Genomic DNA, 19,377 nt, shown 5'->3' on the forward strand with positions numbered 1-19,377 from the left:
GGGGAAATGAAAATGGGTAGAGAAGTAACAGCTTTAGGAATGATTGAAACAAAAGGTTTAGTAGCATCTATAGAGGCAGCAGACGCAATGGTAAAGGCAGCGAATGTACATTTAGTAGGTAAGGTTCACGTTGGTGGCGGAATTGTAACAGTTATGGTACGCGGTGATGTTGGTGCAGTTAAAGCAGCAACAGAAGCTGGAGCAGCAGCAGCTCAACGTCTAGGCGAGCTTATGTCCGTTCATGTAATCCCACGTCCTCATAACGAAATTGAAAGCATTTTACCAAAATTAGAAAGTTTAAGCTAAAAAAATAGTTTATTAAGTTAGGAGAGTAGGAAACATGGACCAACAAGCCATTCAATCGATTGTTGAAGAAGTCGTTTCTCGATTATCGGTAATGAAGCCAACAAAACGATCCATTCCAATGGCTGTTTCTGCTCGACATTGTCATTTAAGCCAAAGCGACCTGGAAGCCTTATTTGGTGAGGGATATGAGCTGACGAAAAAAGCAGACTTATCACAACCAGGTCAATTTGCAGCAAACGAATCTATTACGATTGTCGGACCAAGAGGGAGCCTTGAAAAAGTGCGCATTCTTGGTCCTGCGCGTAATATCACCCAAGTGGAAGTGAGTCAAACCGATTCTGTGAAGCTGGGATTAAAGCCACCTTTACGTGAATCAGGTGATATTAAGGAATCTGCACCAATTACACTTGTTGGACCAAAGGGGAGCCTTTATAAAAAGGAGGGCCTCATCATTGCACAAGCACATATTCATATGACACCAGAAGACGCGTCTCTTTTTGGCGTGGATAATAGTGAATATGTAAAAATTGAAGTGAATGGTGAAAGGCCGATAACACTTGGCAAGGTTTTGATTCGTGTATCTCCACGGTATAAGCTTGAAATGCATGTCGATACAGATGAAGCCAATGCTGGATCTATCAGTCGGGGTTCAGTAGGTAAGCTAATAAAATATGAGGGAACGTTATGATTGACCGTGAATTAATCGAAAAGGTCGTAGCCGAAGTGCTAACAAAACTAACCTCATTTGATAGACAATCTCTTCATAAACCTAATCTTTTAGTAGTAGGTGACTATTCAAGGTTAGATCCTATCTACCAACAGAAAATTAATTCAAAATGGAACATCGTAAACGTTCATTCAGTAGAAGATATGAAAGTTCATTTTCCAAAAAGGGTTCTCTTTTTAGCGGCAAACCAGGACTTATTCGTAAAAGGCGCACTTGGAATAGGTGACACTTCCGAAAGTGAATTGCTAGCTCGTTGTCTACTTGAAAATATTCCAGTCACATTAATACCGCTAGATTACTTACATAGCGTTCTAGTAAATAATGATCAGCAACCAAAATCAGAATATATCTTGCAGTTAAAGAGTTATCAGGATCGGTTAGTGAAGTTTGGGGTATCGGTGGAAACGATCGATTCTTTTTTGAATGAACATATTCCATTTTCAAAAGAGTTACCATCAGGGAAAAGAAATTTACTTACGCAAAGAGATGTACAGGCACATACGGGGAAGAGACTTGATATTGTTCAAGGAACAATCGTTACCCCTTTAGCACGAGATGCGGCTCGAGAGCGTGGGATTACAATCCATATTCTAGACTAAAAAAGGGGCGAAAGAGTACATGCAAATGGGAACGGTAGTCGGAAATGTTTGGGCAACAAGAAAAGAGGATGATTTATCAGGTTTGAAGTTTTTATTTATTCAACCTGAACGACCAGATGGGTCCTCGGTTGAACCACCATTTATCGCTGTGGATCGTATTGGCGCAGGCTTTGGTGATAAAGTCATTGTCACTCGCGGAAGCGCTGCAGCGAATATGACCGGACTAACGAAATTACCCATTGATGCTCTCGTCGTTGGCATAATAGATTCAATCGATGTTGAAAAGAAAGAGGTGAATGGACGTGGCTAGAGCATTAGGTATGATTGAAACAAGAGGTCTCGTCGGATCCATTGTAGCTGCAGATGAAATGCTGAAGTCAGCAGATGTACGTTTAATCAAACAAGAAAAAATTGATGCCGCGCTTGTAACCGTTCTTGTACAAGGAGATGTCAGCGCTGTACAAGCCGCAGTAGAAGCGGGGAAGATTGCTGCAGCAAGAGTTGGAGAATTAGTCTCTGCACATGTCATTCCCCATCCAGATGAGGATGTCAATGAGGTTCTACTAAAGGATGAAAAAAAAGTAAAAATAGAAAAAAAGAAGGCAGAAGCCGTAAATCCAACTGAAACAGTGAAGGAAACTAAAGCGGCTACTAAAAAGAAACAGGAAACAGAAAAAGCGAAATCCGACGATAAATCGGAAGAATAATCGATTTAAGTATTTGGAAAAGAGGAGAAAAAATGGCATTTAAACGCAGAAAAATAGCGGTAATTGGTGCTGGTTTTACAGGTGCAACAGCAGCTCTTATGCTTGCACAAAAAGAACTAGGCGATATCGTTCTAGTAGACATCCCTTCCCAAACGAATCCTACTAAAGGAAAAGCATTGGATATGCTTGAAGCGAGCCCTGTTCAAGGCTTCAATGCCAATATTACAGGTACCTCAAGCTATGAGGACATTCAAGATGCTGATTTAGTATTAATCACAGCAGGTCTTCCAAGAAAACCAGGAATGAGCCGCGATGATTTAGTAGCAACAAACGAAAAAATCATGATCGACGTTTCAGAGAATATCAAAAAATACGCACCAAATAGCTATATTATTGTACTTAGTAACCCAGTCGATGCGATGACATATGTTTGTTTTAAAACAACAGGCTTCCCAAAAAACCGTGTCATTGGACAATCAGGCGTATTAGATACTGCCCGTTTTAACACGTTTGTCGCCCAAGAATTGAATGTATCCATTGAGGATATTTCCGGATTTGTACTTGGTGGACACGGGGATGAAATGGTACCTTTAGTACGCTATTCATATGCAGGGGGAATTCCTCTTGAAAAAATCCTACCGGCCGATCGGATTAAAGCCATCGTAGAAAGAACCCGTAAAGGTGGAGGCGAAATCGTAAATCTTCTTGGCCAAGGAAGCGCTTATTATGCTCCTGCCGCGTCCATGGTGCAAATGGCAGAAGCAATTCTTAAGGATAAAAAACGAATTTTACCTTCGATTGCCTACCTTGAAGGGGAGTACGGTTACAACGATATATATCTGGGCGTCCCAACAATCTTAGGTGGAAATGGAATCGAAAGCATCATTGAAATTCCATTAACCGACGAAGAAAAAGCAGCATTAGACAAGTCTTCGCAAGCAGTTCAGAACGTAATGACAATCCTAACAACAAAATAGAGATGGATACCTAAATAAATCTTGATCCATTTTGATTATATAATCTCTTTCTAGAAGGAAAGTATTCTGTGTTAAACAGAATACTTTCCTTTTTTATTTAAAATAAACTTTAACCCTTTAACGTACGTGGGGACAGTCCCCGAATGCTTTAAAGCGTTAAATCAGGACTTATTTCTTATTTTTTTGCGGTTACAAATTACTACATTTTTCCTCGTTGTTCCTTTGTTACTATTATTATGTAAATTATTTGAAATGAAATCGATAAAGGGGGTAGGGGGAGATAAGGCACGAAAGGATGGTTAAGAGGATCTTTCATTCGTTTCTTGCGGTAATGATTGTGGTTGGGACGTTTGTTCCTTCTGTTTATGCGAATTCTGATTCGCAGCAAAATCTCAATTTTTCTCCGGATTTGATGGACATTTTGGGGAATGAATTAGCAGATGTGAACCAACAAGAACTACAAACGACAACAGAAACAGTTCAGCTCGGACAGGTCGGTGTAAAGCCGATGACGTCACAAGTACAAGAGGTAAAGAATTATAATGAAGTCATAATTCAATTTAAGGACACCGCTACTAATGAGCAAAAAAAGAAAACGATCAAGGAGATTCAAGGGAAGATAATTGCTGAAAGGGATGGTAAAGTTCTTGTTGAGCTCTCAGTTCCAACACGTTGGCAGGATATTATGGCAGACCTAACCTCCAATGAATTGGTTCAATTCGCAGAGCCAAATGTCGTACTAAAGACACAAGGTGCACCACCCAATGACCCTGATTACACCTCACAATGGGGGCTTACAGCCATCGAGGCAGAAGCAGCATGGGATACGATAAATAATCTAACCTATGGAGCATCACCTCCAGTCGAGCCGTCGCCAATTGTGGTTGCTGTCATTGACTCCGGTGTGGATCATGCTCATCCAGAGCTTACAGGCCGTTTATTTCCTGGATTTAATACGATAACAGGAGCGGATGAAAGCGATTACACAGATTCGACTGGCCATGGCACACATGTTGCTGGCGTTATCTCAGCACTATCCAATAATGAACTAGGTGTTTCTGGTGCAGCAGGTATATTCCCTGTAAAAATTTTACCGATAAAAGCTTTCGATGAAAGTAGTCAAGGTTCGACCTTTGACATTACCAATGCCATCAATCGTGCTGCTGAATGGGTGGGGCCAAATGGCGAAAAGGTAAAGGTCATGAACTTAAGCTTTGGTTTCCGAGATTGGCAATATGGTGAAAATTATTCTTTAGTAGATGCGATTATGAATGCGCAAAGTCAGGGCATTTTCATTGTGGCTGCTGCAGGGGATGATGGGATTCCTGTCCAAGGTGGCATGGATGGACCTCCACCTTTTTATCCAGCCCATTTTGGTGGAGTAATTTCAGTTGGTGCGGTAAATGAGAATTTTGAAATAAGCGGTAGTTCCAATCCCGGCGCAACCGTTGTTGTACCAGGGGAAAATATATATAGCACTCTTCCTACTGGAGCCTATGGATCCAAAAGCGGCACATCTGTCGCTACCCCTTATGTAAGCGCTGCGGTTGCCTTACAGCTTATGGTCAATCCGCAATTGACATCCGAACAAGTAAAGCATTCGATTGTATCAGGGTTAATCGAACAAAACTGGAGTATGCATCGATCACTGCTTACCTCGTTGCCTGGAAGTGATTCCAATCCGCCAGTATGGTCGGAAGGAAGCGTTTTATCTGCAAATGTAGAAGTAGACCAGCTTACCTTACAATGGTCGCAAGCAAGTGGTGAGACTGGTGAAATCAACTATCGGGTATACCAGAATGGAATCGCTTTACCTGGCACCCAAGAATCACCATTTCAAATTACTGGCTTAACACCGAATACAGAGTACACCTTTAAGGTAGAAGCCACCGATATTTGGGGAAATGAAACGACAAATGGTCCATCGATTACCGTGCAAACAAATCCGATTGGCGAAGCTTTTGAAAAAATTACCAAAGCCAAAGGTGGAGGTCTAACGAATGGAGACAGTATCTTTGGTTCCACTAGTGAAAACGGTCGATACGTAGTTTATTCCTCAAAAGCGACGAACCTCGTAGAAGGAGATACTAATCGTTTCTCTGATATATTTATTTTTGACAGGCAAAAGAATGAAACAAAAAGAATCAGCCAATCCGTAGATGGTCAACAGGCAAATGGAGATAACTACGCACCCATTATTAGTATGGATGGTGGTTATATCTTATTTACCTCCAAAGCTACTAATCTGACAAATGAAACAGATTTAAACGGCAATAGAGAGGATTTATTTCTATACGATCACAACAGCGGTTCGATTGACAAGGTAGCTGATGATGTATCGGCCATTTCCGTCTATACCTACCTCCGTTCCGACAGACCATATGCAATGAGTGCAAACGGTCGGTATATTACATTTGCCTCTAATGCTACTAATGGTGATAAAACGGATTCGAACGGAACATGGGATGTTTTTATCAAGGATCGTTGGAATCATACAACGAAACGTCTGACCAATCGCCTGAATCAAAATAGGAATAACCTTCCGACTGGAGTAGCCATGACACCAGATGGTCGCTTTGTTGCTTATACAACAGAGGATAGCAAGGATATTCTCAATGCCTATCTGTATGATAGTCAAACTGGCGCGACCGAGGAGCTAAGCGTCGAAATAGGTGTAGAACAAACCTATATGGATAGCTATTCGCCAACCATTAGTGCAGATGGACGATTTGTAGCCTTCACATCCTATTCCAATCAACTAGTACCAAATGATGAAAGCTGGAATTTAGATGTATTTGTTCGTGATCGACTTGAACAAAAGACCGAATTGATTAGTAAAACCATCACCGGGGAACCTAGTGATGACTATAATGAGGCACCATGGATTAGTGCAAATGGCAGGCATGTCGTCTTCCATTCTTATGATGATTTGGATCCTCGAGCAGACCGAACGATACAGGTTTATATTCATGATCGTCAGACGGATAAAACGGAGCTCTTGAGTAAATCTCCATTCGGTTATCCTGGAGGCAGTGATAGCTGGATCCCATTTATCACGCAAAATGGCCGCTATGTCGTTTTTGAATCGTATGCGACAAACTTAACGAATCCAGAGCATGAAGATGGGTATAGCAATATTTATTTTAAACAAATCAATACTAGTAATCTACCAGAACCAAAATGGGGTGAACCTGCAGAGCTAGTTGCCACCCAAATTGGCGCCAATTATGTGCATATAACCTGGCATGACAATAGTCAAACCGAAGAAAATCTCTACTACAAAGTTTCTATTGGTGATCAATTAATGGATATTGTTCAAGGGAAATCTTATTTGGTTAAAAATTTGTCACCGGCCAGTAGCTATACCCTTAACGTTCAGGTAGGGGATGATAGTTTAAATTGGAGTGAGAGCCTAAGTTTAGAGATTAGTACTTTACCAACGAGGGAAACAACAGCACCAGGAGCCATATTGAATCCAGTTATGGAACCGTCCTTTGGAAAACTTTCAGTCAGTTGGAAGGACCCAACGGATATTGACTACATTGGTGCGAAAGTACTTTGGAGGAAGATGGGAACGACTACCTTTAGAGAAACCAAGGTTATTAGTCAGGGAGCGGAAGAGACAGAAATTTTCGGTCTCATGAACTCTACCCTTTATGAAATCGTGTTCGTTTCAATTGATGCAGATGGAAATGAAACAGAGTCTCCTGTCTATTCTGTGCGGACTCCAACAGGTCCACAAACGACCCGTATTTCGATTTCAGATGACTATTTAGACGCAGATGGCAGCAGTGAAGAGCTGGATATAAGTAATGATGGACGTTATATCGTATTCTCATCTGCTGCGAATAATTTAGTTGGAAATGACCTAAATAATGATTATTTAGATATCTTTCTTTATGACCGGATGACAGAAACGATACAATTAATTAGTAGAACTGTTGATGGTCACCCAGCAAACAGCGGTAGCCATCATCCTCAAATTAGCGGTAATGGTCGATTTATTGTGTACCATTCCTTTGCGACTAATTTGACTTCAACCGATGATACCGATCATTATGCAGATGTATTCCTATACGACAGAGATTCGGATGAAGATGGAAAATTTGATGAACCGAATGGAACCACTATTAAAGAAATTACCGTTAAAGGAATGTTTGGTAACAGTTCGATGGCATCCATCAATCATGACGGTAGTGTAATTACCTTTGAATCATCCGCTAGTAATCTAGTTCCTGAAGATACTTGGGAAAGTGATGTATATGTTTACCATACTAGTCTAGATAAAATCTCAAAGCTTGAATTGGCGGATGGGACGGTTCCTAATAAACAGAGCAACGGCCCGAAAATAAGTGGGAATGGAGACTATATTGCGTTTATGTCAGGTGCGGATAATCTGGATGCTAATGACTTAAATGACCGAACAGACATCTATTTGTACCAGATTTCCACTAAGAAAATGAAAAGGTTATCAGCTTTCCCTGATGAGGGAGAGCGTAATACAGAAGCCTTCTGGCCGTCGATAAGTGATGATGGTCGTTATATTGCTTATCATTATCGAAACTATAGCAAAGGTACTGGATATCTTGTCTATCTCCATGATCGTGACAATGAGAATCCAACTGATGCTAATAAGCTCATCAGTGTGACCCTTACAGGAGAGGAAGCAGGAGAAAGTGTCTTTCCAGCTGTAAGTGGCGATGGCCGTTACGTAGCATTTGAATCATCTTCAAATCTTTTAGTTCAAGGCGACGAAAACAATAGCGATGACATTTTTATTTACGATAGGACGAATGGTTCGATTCGATTAGTAAGTCAAACCTTTAATGGAATGGAGGGTGCTGGAGGATCAGAATATCCTGCAATCAATGGAGATGGAACAATTATTGGCTATTCTTCCTATTCCGATCAATTAGTGACAGATGACTTTAACAATTGGAAGGATATTTTTGTTTCTACAATACTTGAGCCAACTGTACCGACCTGGCCAAACGGAAGCAAGCTTTCGGTCATCGATAAAGGAGAAACATACGTGACCCTTTCGTGGACCCCAGCAAACGATCAACAAGGTATTAGTAGCTATAAGATTTATTATGGAGATAACCAAAGTAAAATCGTCTCGGGAATGACTACTTCTGTTAAAATCAATGACCTTGAACCAGGTAAACGTTATACGTTTAGTATTCAAGCAGGAAATAGCTTTGATCTTTGGACAGAGGATGGGCCAACCATCGAAGTGACAACATTAGAAGAAACAAATCTTGCCGATTTAACCCTTGAAGCTCAAGGGAATGCCCGGATTAAGCTCACATGGGAACGGGCTAATCCAGCCCAACAAATTACCAGCTTTGAAATTTATCGTAGAACGGGTGAGGAACCGGCGAAGTTAGTAGCTACCGTAAACGACCCCACTGTAAACACTTATACGGATCAAGTCGATTACTTGACGAGCTACACTTATTATGTGATGTCGATGGATGCGTCTAGTGAGAAGAAAATATACACAGTAGAAAAAAGTATCGTTTCCACTGGAATCACGATGAATTCGATTCGTTATACAACACCTTTGAGTTTTAATCGGTATGCCCTTATGGGAGAAAGCCTATCGATTGTGGCTGTTGGTGATAAAGGATTAACGGTGAATGGTGTGATTCAGTACGAAACGACAGATGGAAAGCAGCAGGAAGCTGGTGTGGATTTAACAGAAACTGTACCTGGAAATTATGTCGGCAATCTACTTATTCCTGAAAAAGCAGTACAAATTAAGTCAATCATCGGGATAGCCAGTAAGAATGGCGTAGAAACTCAAATCACTGGCTCTCAAAATCTATTATTTGTAGGTGGAAATCTTACGTTTGAGGTTACGACTGAAGCGGGCCAATTACCACAGGGGAGCTACCTCAGCATTTCTAGTCCAGGTAAAAAAATCTACACGGGCCAAGAGCTAAATGGCAGCGGTAGCTATACGTTCACTGGGCTCCCTGCAAGTGATGACTATGATTACCAAATCACCAGTCCAAATGGAATAAAGCTTGAAATTCTCGACAAAAAGTTGATTTCAATTAAATATGGTGAAGCGACCAAACAGGAAACACTAGTACGGATTTTGGCCTCTCTTCGTGGGAAAATCACCTTCCATGATGAATCAGTAAAGTCCGATTCACTCGTTATGATTACACAAGAAGGTCGACATGTTTTATCAAGAACAATAACCATCAATAGTAATCAAGAATTTACGGTTCCTGGTCTAAAAACAGGGGATGAGTTAAAAATTGAGGTGCGGCCTGTAGAAGCAAATATGGGGCATTTTTTACAAACAGTGGTACTTCAACCAGGAGAAAACGAATTAAATATTGAGCTACTGCCCAGGAAAACGGCCACTCTAACCGGTCAAGTAACAGATCAAGCAGGAGTACCGGTATCGAAAGTAAGCGTTCAAGCCATGCAGTGGGTTGGAAATAAACAGGTAAGCAAAGAAACGCTTACAGATGAAAATGGTCGTTATTCACTAAACTTGATGGAAGGTGCCGCGACGGTATTTGCATTTTTACCAACAGTAGCTTCCACTAACTATGTTGAAGTTTTATTAGAAAATGGAAAAGCGAATCAGGCAAATGTAGCCTTTACCACTCCTTTACCTGGCTTACTTGAACTAGACATTTTTACAAAACATAAAGGCGGAGAGTGGACGAAATTAGAGTTGGATTGGCGCGTTTTAGTCCATTTTAGATTCCAAATTTCCCATCCTAGAAGAGACAATAACCCTGGTGGTTTGCTTTCTGTCTATACGGAACCAGGTGATGTGGTGAAGGTTTGTATCGATGGAGTGGAATCGAATCTTCCGAAGACTTGTGAAGAAACGACCATGAATCCAAGCAATCGTGGAAAAGTAGAATTACGATTGGAGCAAACCGGTTCTCAAGTAAAAGCGATGCTAGAAGGAAGTCCTAGCTGGCCTTCGTATCGCGGAAAATTGTATCTGATTGATGAACAAGGTAAAAGAAGTACTGTTAGCGAGAGAACCTTTGGACCTGAGCTTTTGCTCGATATCCATCAACCCGGCAAGTACCAGTTGGAATTGACAGCTTATGGGCATACTGCTTATCGTGAATTTGACATGGAAGCAGGCGAGGTAAAGGATCTAGGTACAATTAAATTGCTCGGGCCGGGAATTTATGGTGGTAAACCTGGAAATGTCGTATTGACTACCCTTTCAGAAGCATTACCTGGGGGCTTAGTGCAAATTCGTAATCACTACAGTAACTCAAGTACAAAAGAAACAACCGATACACAGCTTATTCTTGAGATACCGGCAGGAACCACTCTTGTTGAGAATAGTATTTTAGTAGATGGAAAGCCAGTTAACGCTACAACAGTTGAAAGTAATAAGTTTGCTGTAACGGTCGGAACTGTTCCTTCAAAAGGGAGTGGCGTGGTCGCGTACCATCTTCGTCTTGACAAAGCATACGACCAACCGAATCTATCTGTTATGCAAAGCATTCATTTCACCCATAATGGTTTGGCCGTACAGGAAAGGCTTGGTGGAGCTTCTGTAGAAGTAACTAGAATAAAACTAGAAGCACCATTTGTTACGGGACGAAAGGATTTGACTATTAGTGGGATTGCGCCAGCAGGCAGCTTGGTGAATGTATATGACGAAGACCTATTTCTTGGGCAAACCATTGCCAATCCTGCTGGAAGTTGGAAACAAACCATCAGGATAACCAATAGTGATAAGACATCCAAGCACTCGCTTCGGGCGGAAGCCATCAGGGGTGAAGAATCTTGGTTAACAGAAATCGTACCGGTCACTTACGAGAATGATCACCCAGAAATTATCAATGTCCAAATGAGTCAAGGAGGAGAGAGAAGCGTTTCGTTTGATCCAGGTCAGGGGGTAGCTAAATTCCCATATGTGTATGTACCTGGACATTCCTTCAATATCTCATTAAATTTCCAAGATGATTCAAGAGTGAGTGATGTAAAAGTCCATATTGGTAATGGGAAATCGTCAATGGGTAAAGGAGCTGCCGGATCGTATTCTGCTATTGTGAGTCCTTCAAAACCAGGACCGATTTATGTGTCGTACAATGTCCGGAAAAGTGTGAGCATTAGCGAGATACCAACCCAAGAGGAATATGAAAACCAAGTACCTGGCTTTCAACAGTTTGAAGTGACAACGAATAATGTTTCTCAATCTGACACCGATCCTTATCATCTTAACACCGCAACCGAGGGCAAAATGAACATCCATGGACATCAAATTGGGATTGGTGTCAATACATCATTCCGAAGTGTTGAATACACATCAAGCCCTGTTGATGATAATTGGACTTCGAAAACGGGCTTGTCTGTTCATGGCTTTTCCTTAAATTATTCCATTTCAGGCGATACACTAAGCTATTCAATCTCTGCCTATATTCCTGAAAGTGAATTCCAAAATGCGGGGTCAGCAAATGTTATAAAGACGTTGATAAATGGAAAAGTGGACGGCACAAGAACCAATACAGTAGTTGCAGCTAAAGTCGGAAAATATATCAAGGTTGCCTATAACGGATATATGAAATATGTGAATGAGCATTTTAATCTTTGGGATGCTTTTGAGACATATAAAGATATTTCCGATCAAGTTGAAAGTAAAGATACACTTGATGATTTGGAGAAATTAATTGATTTAGCGGCTTTAAATTGTGACCCAGAAACGGCCCGTAAATATATCGATCGAGCTAACAGTATTGCCAATAAATTTATGGCTCAGGAAGTACTCAAATGGGCCATGACGATTGGGGCTGCTGTGGCAGGACCGGCATCCTTTGGCGTTGGTACAATACTATTATTTGGTGCCTCCGAATTAATTGAAGCGGTCATGGATCGTGCCATTGAACTGCAAATCGAGGATTTAAAGAAAGCTATATCAGAAGATGAAAAGTGTGAAAAAGAAGAAGAAGATCGCAAAAAAGTAGCCGACCCAATTTGGATTTATGATCCAAGTGGATTTGTGTATGAAGTCGACGAATCCAATCGAATGGAAGGGGTAACAGCAACGGCAATGTTCTGGGATGAATCAGAGAAATCTTGGAAACAATGGGATGCCGAGTGGTTTGGTCAAATCAACCCTCAAGTTACAGGACGCGATGGTAAATATGCCTGGGATGTGCCAGAAGGAAAATGGAAGGTCGTCTTTAGTAAGGATGGTTTTGGCACAGTTGAAAGTGACGAGCTAACAGTCCTTCCACCGCATACGGATGTGAATATAGGTATGACATCCTTACTGCCACCTGGAATAATGGAAGTCATCGCTGCCCCAGGAGGCCATTTCATCGACCTGTTCTTTGACCGTCATGTGATAGTAGATGCGATTAATGACATGACTATTTCTGTCAAAAAATCTGGCCAGGAAGAGGCAATTGGGCTAGCTGAAATAAGTCCAGTGGATGCCGTTCTATTTAATCAAAAACAGGTTGCCAAACGATTCAGACTTACCTTTACCGAAACCCTTGAGGTTGGCCATGAATATACGGTCAAGGCATCACAAGGAATTCCTAGTTATAATGAGATTCCGCTACGGGTAGATTTAGTTAAGAATGTTGTTATACCAGAACGTGATCAAGCGCCTGCAAAGGTTTCCAATGTTACCACGTTTGCAGGGATCCAAGAGATTTCAGTCAATTGGCAGGACCCTGAAGACTTAGATTTAGACCATCTTATCGTATCGTGGAGAAAAGAAGGTCAACAGGCATATTCGAATTCGCTAAAAGTAAGTAAAGGGGTTAGAAGTGTTCTATTATCCACCCTAACAGCAGACACAGTCTATGATATTCGAATTGAAGCAGTGGATGAGGCTGGAAACATTTCAGAATCCAAGCAGAGAGTTTCAACCTTAGCTGCTGAACAGGAAATTGACTTAGTAGCACCTAATCCTGTAACAAATGCCTTGGTTAAAAATGAAGCTGCAAATCTAAAAGTGACCTGGAATGATCCAGAAGCGGATGATTTCGACCAAGTCGTTATCCGATGGAAGGAATCGGAACAGGAACGGGATTACACATCAGCAATGGTGCCGAAGGGAATAGAAGCCTATGTGATTACTGGTTTAAAATCCAATACGTCTTATGATATTACAGTCGGTAGCTTGGACACAGTTGGAAATGAGTCAGATGGATGGTTCACGTCGGTAAAAACATCCGCCAACAACAATCCTGGTCCGGTTACGCCACCACCTGTAGATCCACCACCAGGAGGAGGCCCTAAACCTGAAGATCCGATAGAGCCACCTGAACCTCAGGAACCAGACGTAAATAAAACAACCGTTGCCGTCACAGAGCAGGGTGGAAGCTTCAAGGTATTCGATCAACAATTTGCTTTCAACATTCAGCCAAAAGCATTTGATAAAGAAATCGAGCTGATGATTGAAAAAAATCATAGTCCACTTACCTTACCTAGTGAAAAATATCGACAACTGTCTCCTGCATATTCGATTTTAGGAGAAGGTAAGCTTGGATTCAAAAAACCACTGACGATTGGGATTCAATATAATTCCTCAGTGTTACAAAGCGCCGATAATCGCAAGCTAGGAATCTATCGTCAAGATGACTTTGATCCGAAGAAGTGGATCTATGTTGGTGGCGTCGTGGATATTTCTAAGCAGCTAGTCTACACGAATATTGACCAATGGGGGAAATATGCTGTTCTTGTATATCAACACAGTTTCGCCGATATGGTAAATAACTGGAGTAGACCTGAGGTCGAAGTATTAGTCAGCCGTCATTTTGTAAGTGGGGTCACTCCTGAAGCATTCAAACCGAATCAGGCCATTACAAGAGCGCAATTTACCAAACTAATCGTGAACTTTGCGATTGCATCAGGAATAGATTATCCAAAACATGAAGCGATAAACTTTACGGATGTACCGAAAAATGCTTGGTATAAAGACCATTTAGATCAAGCGGTCAAGTTAGGTTTAGTAAAGGGTTCTGAAGGAAAGTTTATGCCAAATGCCCCAATTACACGCGAACAAATGGTTACGATGATTTTTAGAGCCTTACAGGTTGACCCTAGTAATCTCGCTGATGAAAAGCTATTAGAACCTTATAAAGACTACACTAAAGTAGGGGACTGGGCTCAATCGGCATTTGCCTACGCAATCAAGCATGACATAATCAAAGGGAATGCTGATTTCCAATTAAAGCCAAAGGATTTCACGACCCGTGCTCAAGCAGCTGTTGTATTCTTAAGGTTGATGGATCATATTGGATTATTGACTGGAAAATCACCGTTTTAGTATTTAATAAAAGGAGCTTAGACTTTTTATTTGAAGTCTGAGCTTCTTTTTTTTAGAGTAAAAAATGTTAGATTAAAAATGGAGCTGTATATAACTCCATTTTTATTATTTAATTGCACTATAAAAGTGTATAAAAGTTTGATTTGTGAATATTTATACGCTTGGGATTTGAGGTCATTATGGAAGTAACGGGCAGGTTAGTTGCATAAAGAAACAAAAAAGTTAGCATTAAATTTTTCCTTTGCGATACTTTTTATTTCACTAGAGGAGTTTCAATCCATTTTATAGAATTGTTTCAGTAATAATAAATAGTAATGGTGGGAGTGTCCTTGATAAAAGAAGAAATATACTTTTCTATTGGCTTTGAAGGTGTAAATTTTGGAGACGATGAGGAAGTAGCAAGACGTAATCAATTTGTAAATGAATTTACAGCGCCTTTTAAAATAAAATGTGGATTTGCAGGAAGTGGTAGTATTAATTTTAATCATCCAAAAATAGATCAATTTTTAGATTCTCTAGAAGATTATGCCCGAAAAAACAATAGTGTGTTTGATCATAATTGTGGATATTATCAAAAGTTTTATGGGGAATCAGACTGGTATAAATACCTTCCAATAAATACGATAGAGACTACAGAATATCAAGGTAGTTTAATGAGTATAAAAGGAGCATACATCCCTCCAAATGTTAATATCGGTATTGGATTTGCAGCAAGACCTTTTGTTTCGGAAAAATTCAAGAGAGTTGTAGAAGAACATAAGCTAACAGGACTTGAATTTTTATGGTGTAAGGATATAGGGAGATATGCACCACCTCAGCAATGGTACATGCCTGTTGTATTGAATTTTATAGGTAGAGGAATTGATTCTCCTTGGGTAGATGGAAAATTGATTGAAGAATATTTAAATCATAGAGAATTAGGTAGAATCGCTGTTAGTAGGTTTAAAGCTGATTGCATAGACAAGAATATAGAATTACCATCTAGACTAAAAAAATACCTTGGTATGTGTATTTCCAGTGAATTTCTAATAGATTTTAATGAGGGTTTTTTGAGAGATTATCTACCTAAAACTGATTTTGCTTTTGGTTATTTTCCAGGATGGCAAGGGTTTTATATAAGTAAAAAAGCAAAAGAGATTCTTGAAGATCACCATTTTATTGGTAAAAATGATTTCCTTGAACCTGTTTTTATACATGATGAGTTATCGTATAATTCAATTCAACTAGATGGAAAAGAACCAAAACCCAATTATTATTATGGACGTAAAATAGAAATTGGAAATATGGCCTTCGAAGAATTGAAATTATTACATCAAAAAGCAAAGGAAGAATATGATGAAAATCCTAAACCATATAAAGAAGTTACATTTAAAGAAGCGTTAAAGATAGTTAATAAAGAGAAAAGGATTAGACCAAATGATTTTAATAAAAGACTTAGTTCTAAAGAGATGAAAGATAGTAGAATAAATCTCCCTTCTAATTGGATTGAATTATTAAAAAAGATAAATGGTGGTTACCTGAACGTTGAGTGTGAAATTTTACCTCTAAAAGAAATTGAAACATTTAGCAATGAAAAACAAATTGTTGGATTGGAATTTAATGAGGATTATCCTCAAAATAGAATCTCAATTGCAAAACGTGCGGATGGAGATTGGTATGATCTAGTTTTGACTAAGGACTCTAGTACGGATTGCCCGGTTGTACAAATTTCTCTAGAGGGTGGAGATATTCTTCGAGAATGGAAAAGTATTGCATCATTTGTTTACGATATGATACTTGATAATAATGATTAATTACAATTTGAAATATTTCAGTTCTTTTTCCTTATTAAAGGATTAAGCAAGTAGAACTAACGGGTAGCTATTGTAGCTTAAGCTACTGATTCAGAAAGCCGAAAATATACGAGTTTTTATTCATTATAACTCATTTTCTCGTTTTTTTTGAACTTGATCCAGTAGAGAGTAGGTTAGCAAGAGGATTTAAATGTAAAGATGGAGAATGTCTATATAATTGGAATATGTATCTAATCCATAATAAAAGATATTGTAGGTGTGGATAAAATGATCCCTAAAAAACACTTTATTATATTAATAGTTCTAAGCCTCTTGGTGATTGTCACTATTTTCTGGACTTTAAGACCACAATTATCTGATAAAGGAGCTGTACTAAGTCAAGAAAAAATAGAAACAGATATTATTTTACTAACAAAAGAAAATCTTAGAAAAGTAATGATTAGAGTGGTTAACAACGGTGATTATCAGGAGTATACAGTAAAAGAAAATGGAGTTATTGATAATAATAGTAAAGTTATTCAAGTAATTGCTAAGAGTGAGAAATCTCCTTATCCTGAAGGTCTGGAGTTTAAAGAGGCTGTTAGAATTTTATACTTTTTGAATGAAAGGAAGCCATCTTATAAGATAGCAGGTATTTTAACTGATATTGTACCCAGTGGTGGCTTTAGTTATAATCGTGTTGCCTTTATTTCAAATAAAGAATTTTTGGAAAAATTAAATGCAAATAAGGATATTACTGATGTGGAACAGTTGATTGAAATTATTAGTATTAACTTTATGAAAAAAGAATAAAATTCTAATTTTTTTAGTGAATCGTGCAGTTCTTATGGAAGTAACGGGAGCTTTTATTCCATAACTAAATATCTGAAGTGGTCCAAAATATGCAGTTCATTCATAACCTTGCATATTTTGGACTCTTTACGCTTGTAATGATAGTAAAGAAGCAGGTTACTTCCAGAAGAAAAATCATAAAAAGAAGGATTTTCAATACTTTTACAGAATATACCATTGACACCATTTTGCGAGTGCAGAATAAAATTAATGATTTTTTTGGAGGTCAACAATATGGCAATGCCAACGCATATAGTAGCAGTAGGCGGTATAGTAGAAAATGAAAATGGGGAAATCCTTTTAGTCAAAACGCGTAATGGTGGATAGGTCTTTCCTGGCGGGCAAGTGGAGGTCGGAGAGAATTTAGAAGATGCATTAACCAGAGAGATAAAAGAGGAAAGCGGAATAGACATTACTGTATCTAGTTTGATCGGTGTTTATTCTAATACAGGAATTCACAAGTGGTATGATGGAGTAACGGATGTACCTACAAAATTAATGTTAGATTTTGTATGCAAACCTCTAGGCGGAGAATTGGCTATTTCGGATGAAACTTCAGAAAGTAAGTGGGTTGAAAAAGAAAAAGTGCTCAATCTAGTTACTGCTCCAGCAATCATTACCCGTTATCAAGCTTATTTAGATTTTGATGGAAATGTTAATTATTCGGAATATGTAACCAAACCTCAATTTGAAGTTAAGCTAAACAGGAATATATAAGAACTCTTATGTAACAAACGTAAGGCTTTTTTTCCATAACAATTGATCATATAGAGTCCAAAACATGCAGGATCTTATTCATATCCAAGGCGTATTTTGGGCTTTTTTGATGTTAACTTTTATAACATATTTCCAATAGAAGGAAAAACCCCTTTAATGTTGAATATACTTTAATGCTGAGTGAACTATCTCGAATTAATTCTTATGTTAGGTAGAATACCAGATCTGCCTTAGCAGGCTGGTTATATTTTGTCATTCTACTTAGGTCATTTTAGATGATGAGCGGTAATAAGAGTTACTTAGATTAAGTAGCTTTAGATTGGCAGAAGGCTCATAAATTTCATTGAAAGAAGGAACCCATATATATAATTCTTTATAGTGTATTAATTTTAATATTACTTTGGTATTTTAATCATTTATTTACTGGATATTCGTTCAATGAAAAGTCAGCCATTCGAAATTCATTTCCAAATCACGCTGGGGAAAAGGTTTTTGAAAAGGAGTTTGATAGAAAGAAAGTGGTAGTTTGGGATACTGGGACTGAGAACTACGTCAAACTGTTAAGCACAGACTTAGGTATCTTCCATCGGGTAACTGCTGCTAGTCCAATCAGTGGTATAACAACTGACAATATGATGAAATTTACATGGGATGCCACTCTAAGGGATGACAAATTTTATGACACTTTATTTGCAGTCGAGGTAGTAGATCCCAAAATAGTTAAAGTAGTTGTTAGTAATAAAAGTAGTAATGATATTAATTTATCATTAAACGAATTGAAAGAGCATTCAACAGTGTATATAGAAATGGATGTAATAAATGGATATGCTGCCCATTATAGTTATTTAAAACTCTCTGATGTCGGAGTATTTGCGTTTCGAGGATTAAATTCAGAGGGGAAAGTTATCTCAGTCTATTAGAATAAATATTAAATTGTTTAAAGTGCTAACGGAGGCTAATCTTCCATAAATAACACAATAATTATTAAGATATATACAAGTTTTTATTTAGAGTTTGTTTTTTCTACCTACTTTTATGAGAGGGGGAAATATATTGTTTAACCTGAAATGTATAGTAGTTTTTTTGTCTGCTATGTTTATATTACCTGGATGTAAAGATGGGTCCAATTATGGTTCTATTGACAGTCACGGCATAATAATTGATGTTGATAAAGCAAACAAAGAAATATTAGTAGATGATAAAGAAAATGGACCGATTTGGGTTGATTTATCTGAAATCAAAAACTGGGATGATTTTCATAGTCCTTTAGAGGTTAATGTTTGGTTAGAGGATGGAATAACTGAAGGTGATCCTCAACAAGGTAAGGCTGCCGTTATTCAAATTGTAAAATAGTCTAAACCATTAATGAAACTAAAGGGAGCGTTTTTTTTATAACAATACATCTCAAGAAGCCCTAAGTATGCAGTATCTTATTCATA

The 19,377-nt window shown here is 38.8% G+C and carries 11 protein-coding genes and 1 pseudogene; all 12 read left to right on the forward strand.

Going from position 1 to position 19,377, the window contains the following annotated elements; translation table 11 throughout:
* The first annotated feature begins 12 nt into the window (after nt 1-12).
* The 12 genes and pseudogenes from eutM to LRP83_RS06725 all read left to right on the forward strand — a co-directional run bounded on the left by eutM (nt 13) and on the right by LRP83_RS06725 (nt 19,291).
* Complete coding sequence (eutM, locus tag LRP83_RS06670) at nt 13-306, forward strand: ethanolamine utilization microcompartment protein EutM (protein ID WP_230495911.1); 294 nt, start codon at nt 13-15, stop codon at nt 304-306.
* Nucleotides 307-340: 34 nt separating this feature from the next.
* Nucleotides 341-994, forward strand: a complete 654-nt coding sequence (gene pduL, locus LRP83_RS06675; RefSeq protein ID WP_230495912.1) for a phosphate propanoyltransferase — start codon at nt 341-343, stop codon at nt 992-994.
* Nucleotides 991-1,632 carry a hypothetical protein gene (locus tag LRP83_RS06680; protein WP_230495913.1) on the forward strand — a complete coding sequence of 214 codons (642 nt, stop codon included), beginning with the start codon at nt 991-993 and terminating at the stop codon, nt 1,630-1,632. The genes pduL and LRP83_RS06680 overlap by 4 nt, the downstream gene beginning before the upstream one ends.
* A gap of 19 nt (nt 1,633-1,651) precedes the next feature.
* Entirely contained in the window at nt 1,652-1,942 is a 291-nt protein-coding gene (locus tag LRP83_RS06685; RefSeq protein WP_230495914.1) for a EutN/CcmL family microcompartment protein, read from the forward strand.
* Nucleotides 1,935-2,339, forward strand: coding sequence for a BMC domain-containing protein (locus LRP83_RS06690; protein ID WP_230495915.1), 405 nt, complete (start codon nt 1,935-1,937; stop codon nt 2,337-2,339). The genes LRP83_RS06685 and LRP83_RS06690 overlap by 8 nt, the downstream gene beginning before the upstream one ends.
* A 32-nt stretch (nt 2,340-2,371) precedes the next feature.
* Nucleotides 2,372-3,316 carry a malate dehydrogenase gene (mdh, locus tag LRP83_RS06695; RefSeq protein WP_230495916.1) on the forward strand — a complete coding sequence of 315 codons (945 nt, stop codon included), beginning with the start codon at nt 2,372-2,374 and terminating at the stop codon, nt 3,314-3,316.
* A 295-nt stretch (nt 3,317-3,611) separates the two neighbouring features.
* Nucleotides 3,612-14,597, forward strand: a complete 10,986-nt coding sequence (locus LRP83_RS06700) for a S8 family serine peptidase (RefSeq protein WP_230495917.1) — start codon at nt 3,612-3,614, stop codon at nt 14,595-14,597.
* Between the two features lie 329 nt (nt 14,598-14,926).
* A complete protein-coding gene (locus LRP83_RS06705) occupies nt 14,927-16,390 on the forward strand; it encodes an SMI1/KNR4 family protein (protein WP_230495918.1) in 1,464 nt (487 codons plus the stop codon).
* Between the two features lie 267 nt (nt 16,391-16,657).
* The gene (locus LRP83_RS06710; RefSeq protein ID WP_230495919.1) at nt 16,658-17,182 is read left to right on the forward strand and encodes a hypothetical protein; all 525 of its coding nucleotides are present in this window, start codon (nt 16,658-16,660) and stop codon (nt 17,180-17,182) included.
* A 381-nt stretch (nt 17,183-17,563) separates the two neighbouring features.
* Nucleotides 17,564-17,938 (forward strand): annotated as a pseudogene (locus tag LRP83_RS06715) (NUDIX hydrolase); the annotation flags it as partial.
* A gap of 518 nt (nt 17,939-18,456) precedes the next feature.
* Nucleotides 18,457-18,858 (forward strand): hypothetical protein, encoded by a 402-nt coding sequence (locus LRP83_RS06720; protein ID WP_230495920.1) that lies wholly within the window; start codon nt 18,457-18,459, stop codon nt 18,856-18,858.
* 133 nt (nt 18,859-18,991) lie between these two features.
* A complete protein-coding gene (locus LRP83_RS06725) occupies nt 18,992-19,291 on the forward strand; it encodes a hypothetical protein (protein ID WP_230495921.1) in 300 nt (99 codons plus the stop codon).
* Nucleotides 19,292-19,377: the final 86 nt, after the last annotated feature.

This window comes from Pseudoneobacillus rhizosphaerae, assembly GCF_917563885.1.
GTDB lineage: Bacteria > Bacillota > Bacilli > Bacillales > Cytobacillaceae > Pseudoneobacillus > Pseudoneobacillus rhizosphaerae.

Coding starts and splice junctions, on each gene's coding strand:
- eutM (WP_230495911.1), top strand. CDS start 13: ATGGGTAGAGAAGTAACAGCTTTAGGAATGATTGAAACAAAAGGTTTA.
- pduL (WP_230495912.1), top strand. CDS start 341: ATGGACCAACAAGCCATTCAATCGATTGTTGAAGAAGTCGTTTCTCGA.
- LRP83_RS06680 (WP_230495913.1), top strand. CDS start 991: ATGATTGACCGTGAATTAATCGAAAAGGTCGTAGCCGAAGTGCTAACA.
- LRP83_RS06685 (WP_230495914.1), top strand. CDS start 1,652: ATGCAAATGGGAACGGTAGTCGGAAATGTTTGGGCAACAAGAAAAGAG.
- mdh (WP_230495916.1), top strand. CDS start 2,372: ATGGCATTTAAACGCAGAAAAATAGCGGTAATTGGTGCTGGTTTTACA.
- LRP83_RS06700 (WP_230495917.1), top strand. CDS start 3,612: ATGGTTAAGAGGATCTTTCATTCGTTTCTTGCGGTAATGATTGTGGTT.
- LRP83_RS06710 (WP_230495919.1), top strand. CDS start 16,658: ATGATCCCTAAAAAACACTTTATTATATTAATAGTTCTAAGCCTCTTG.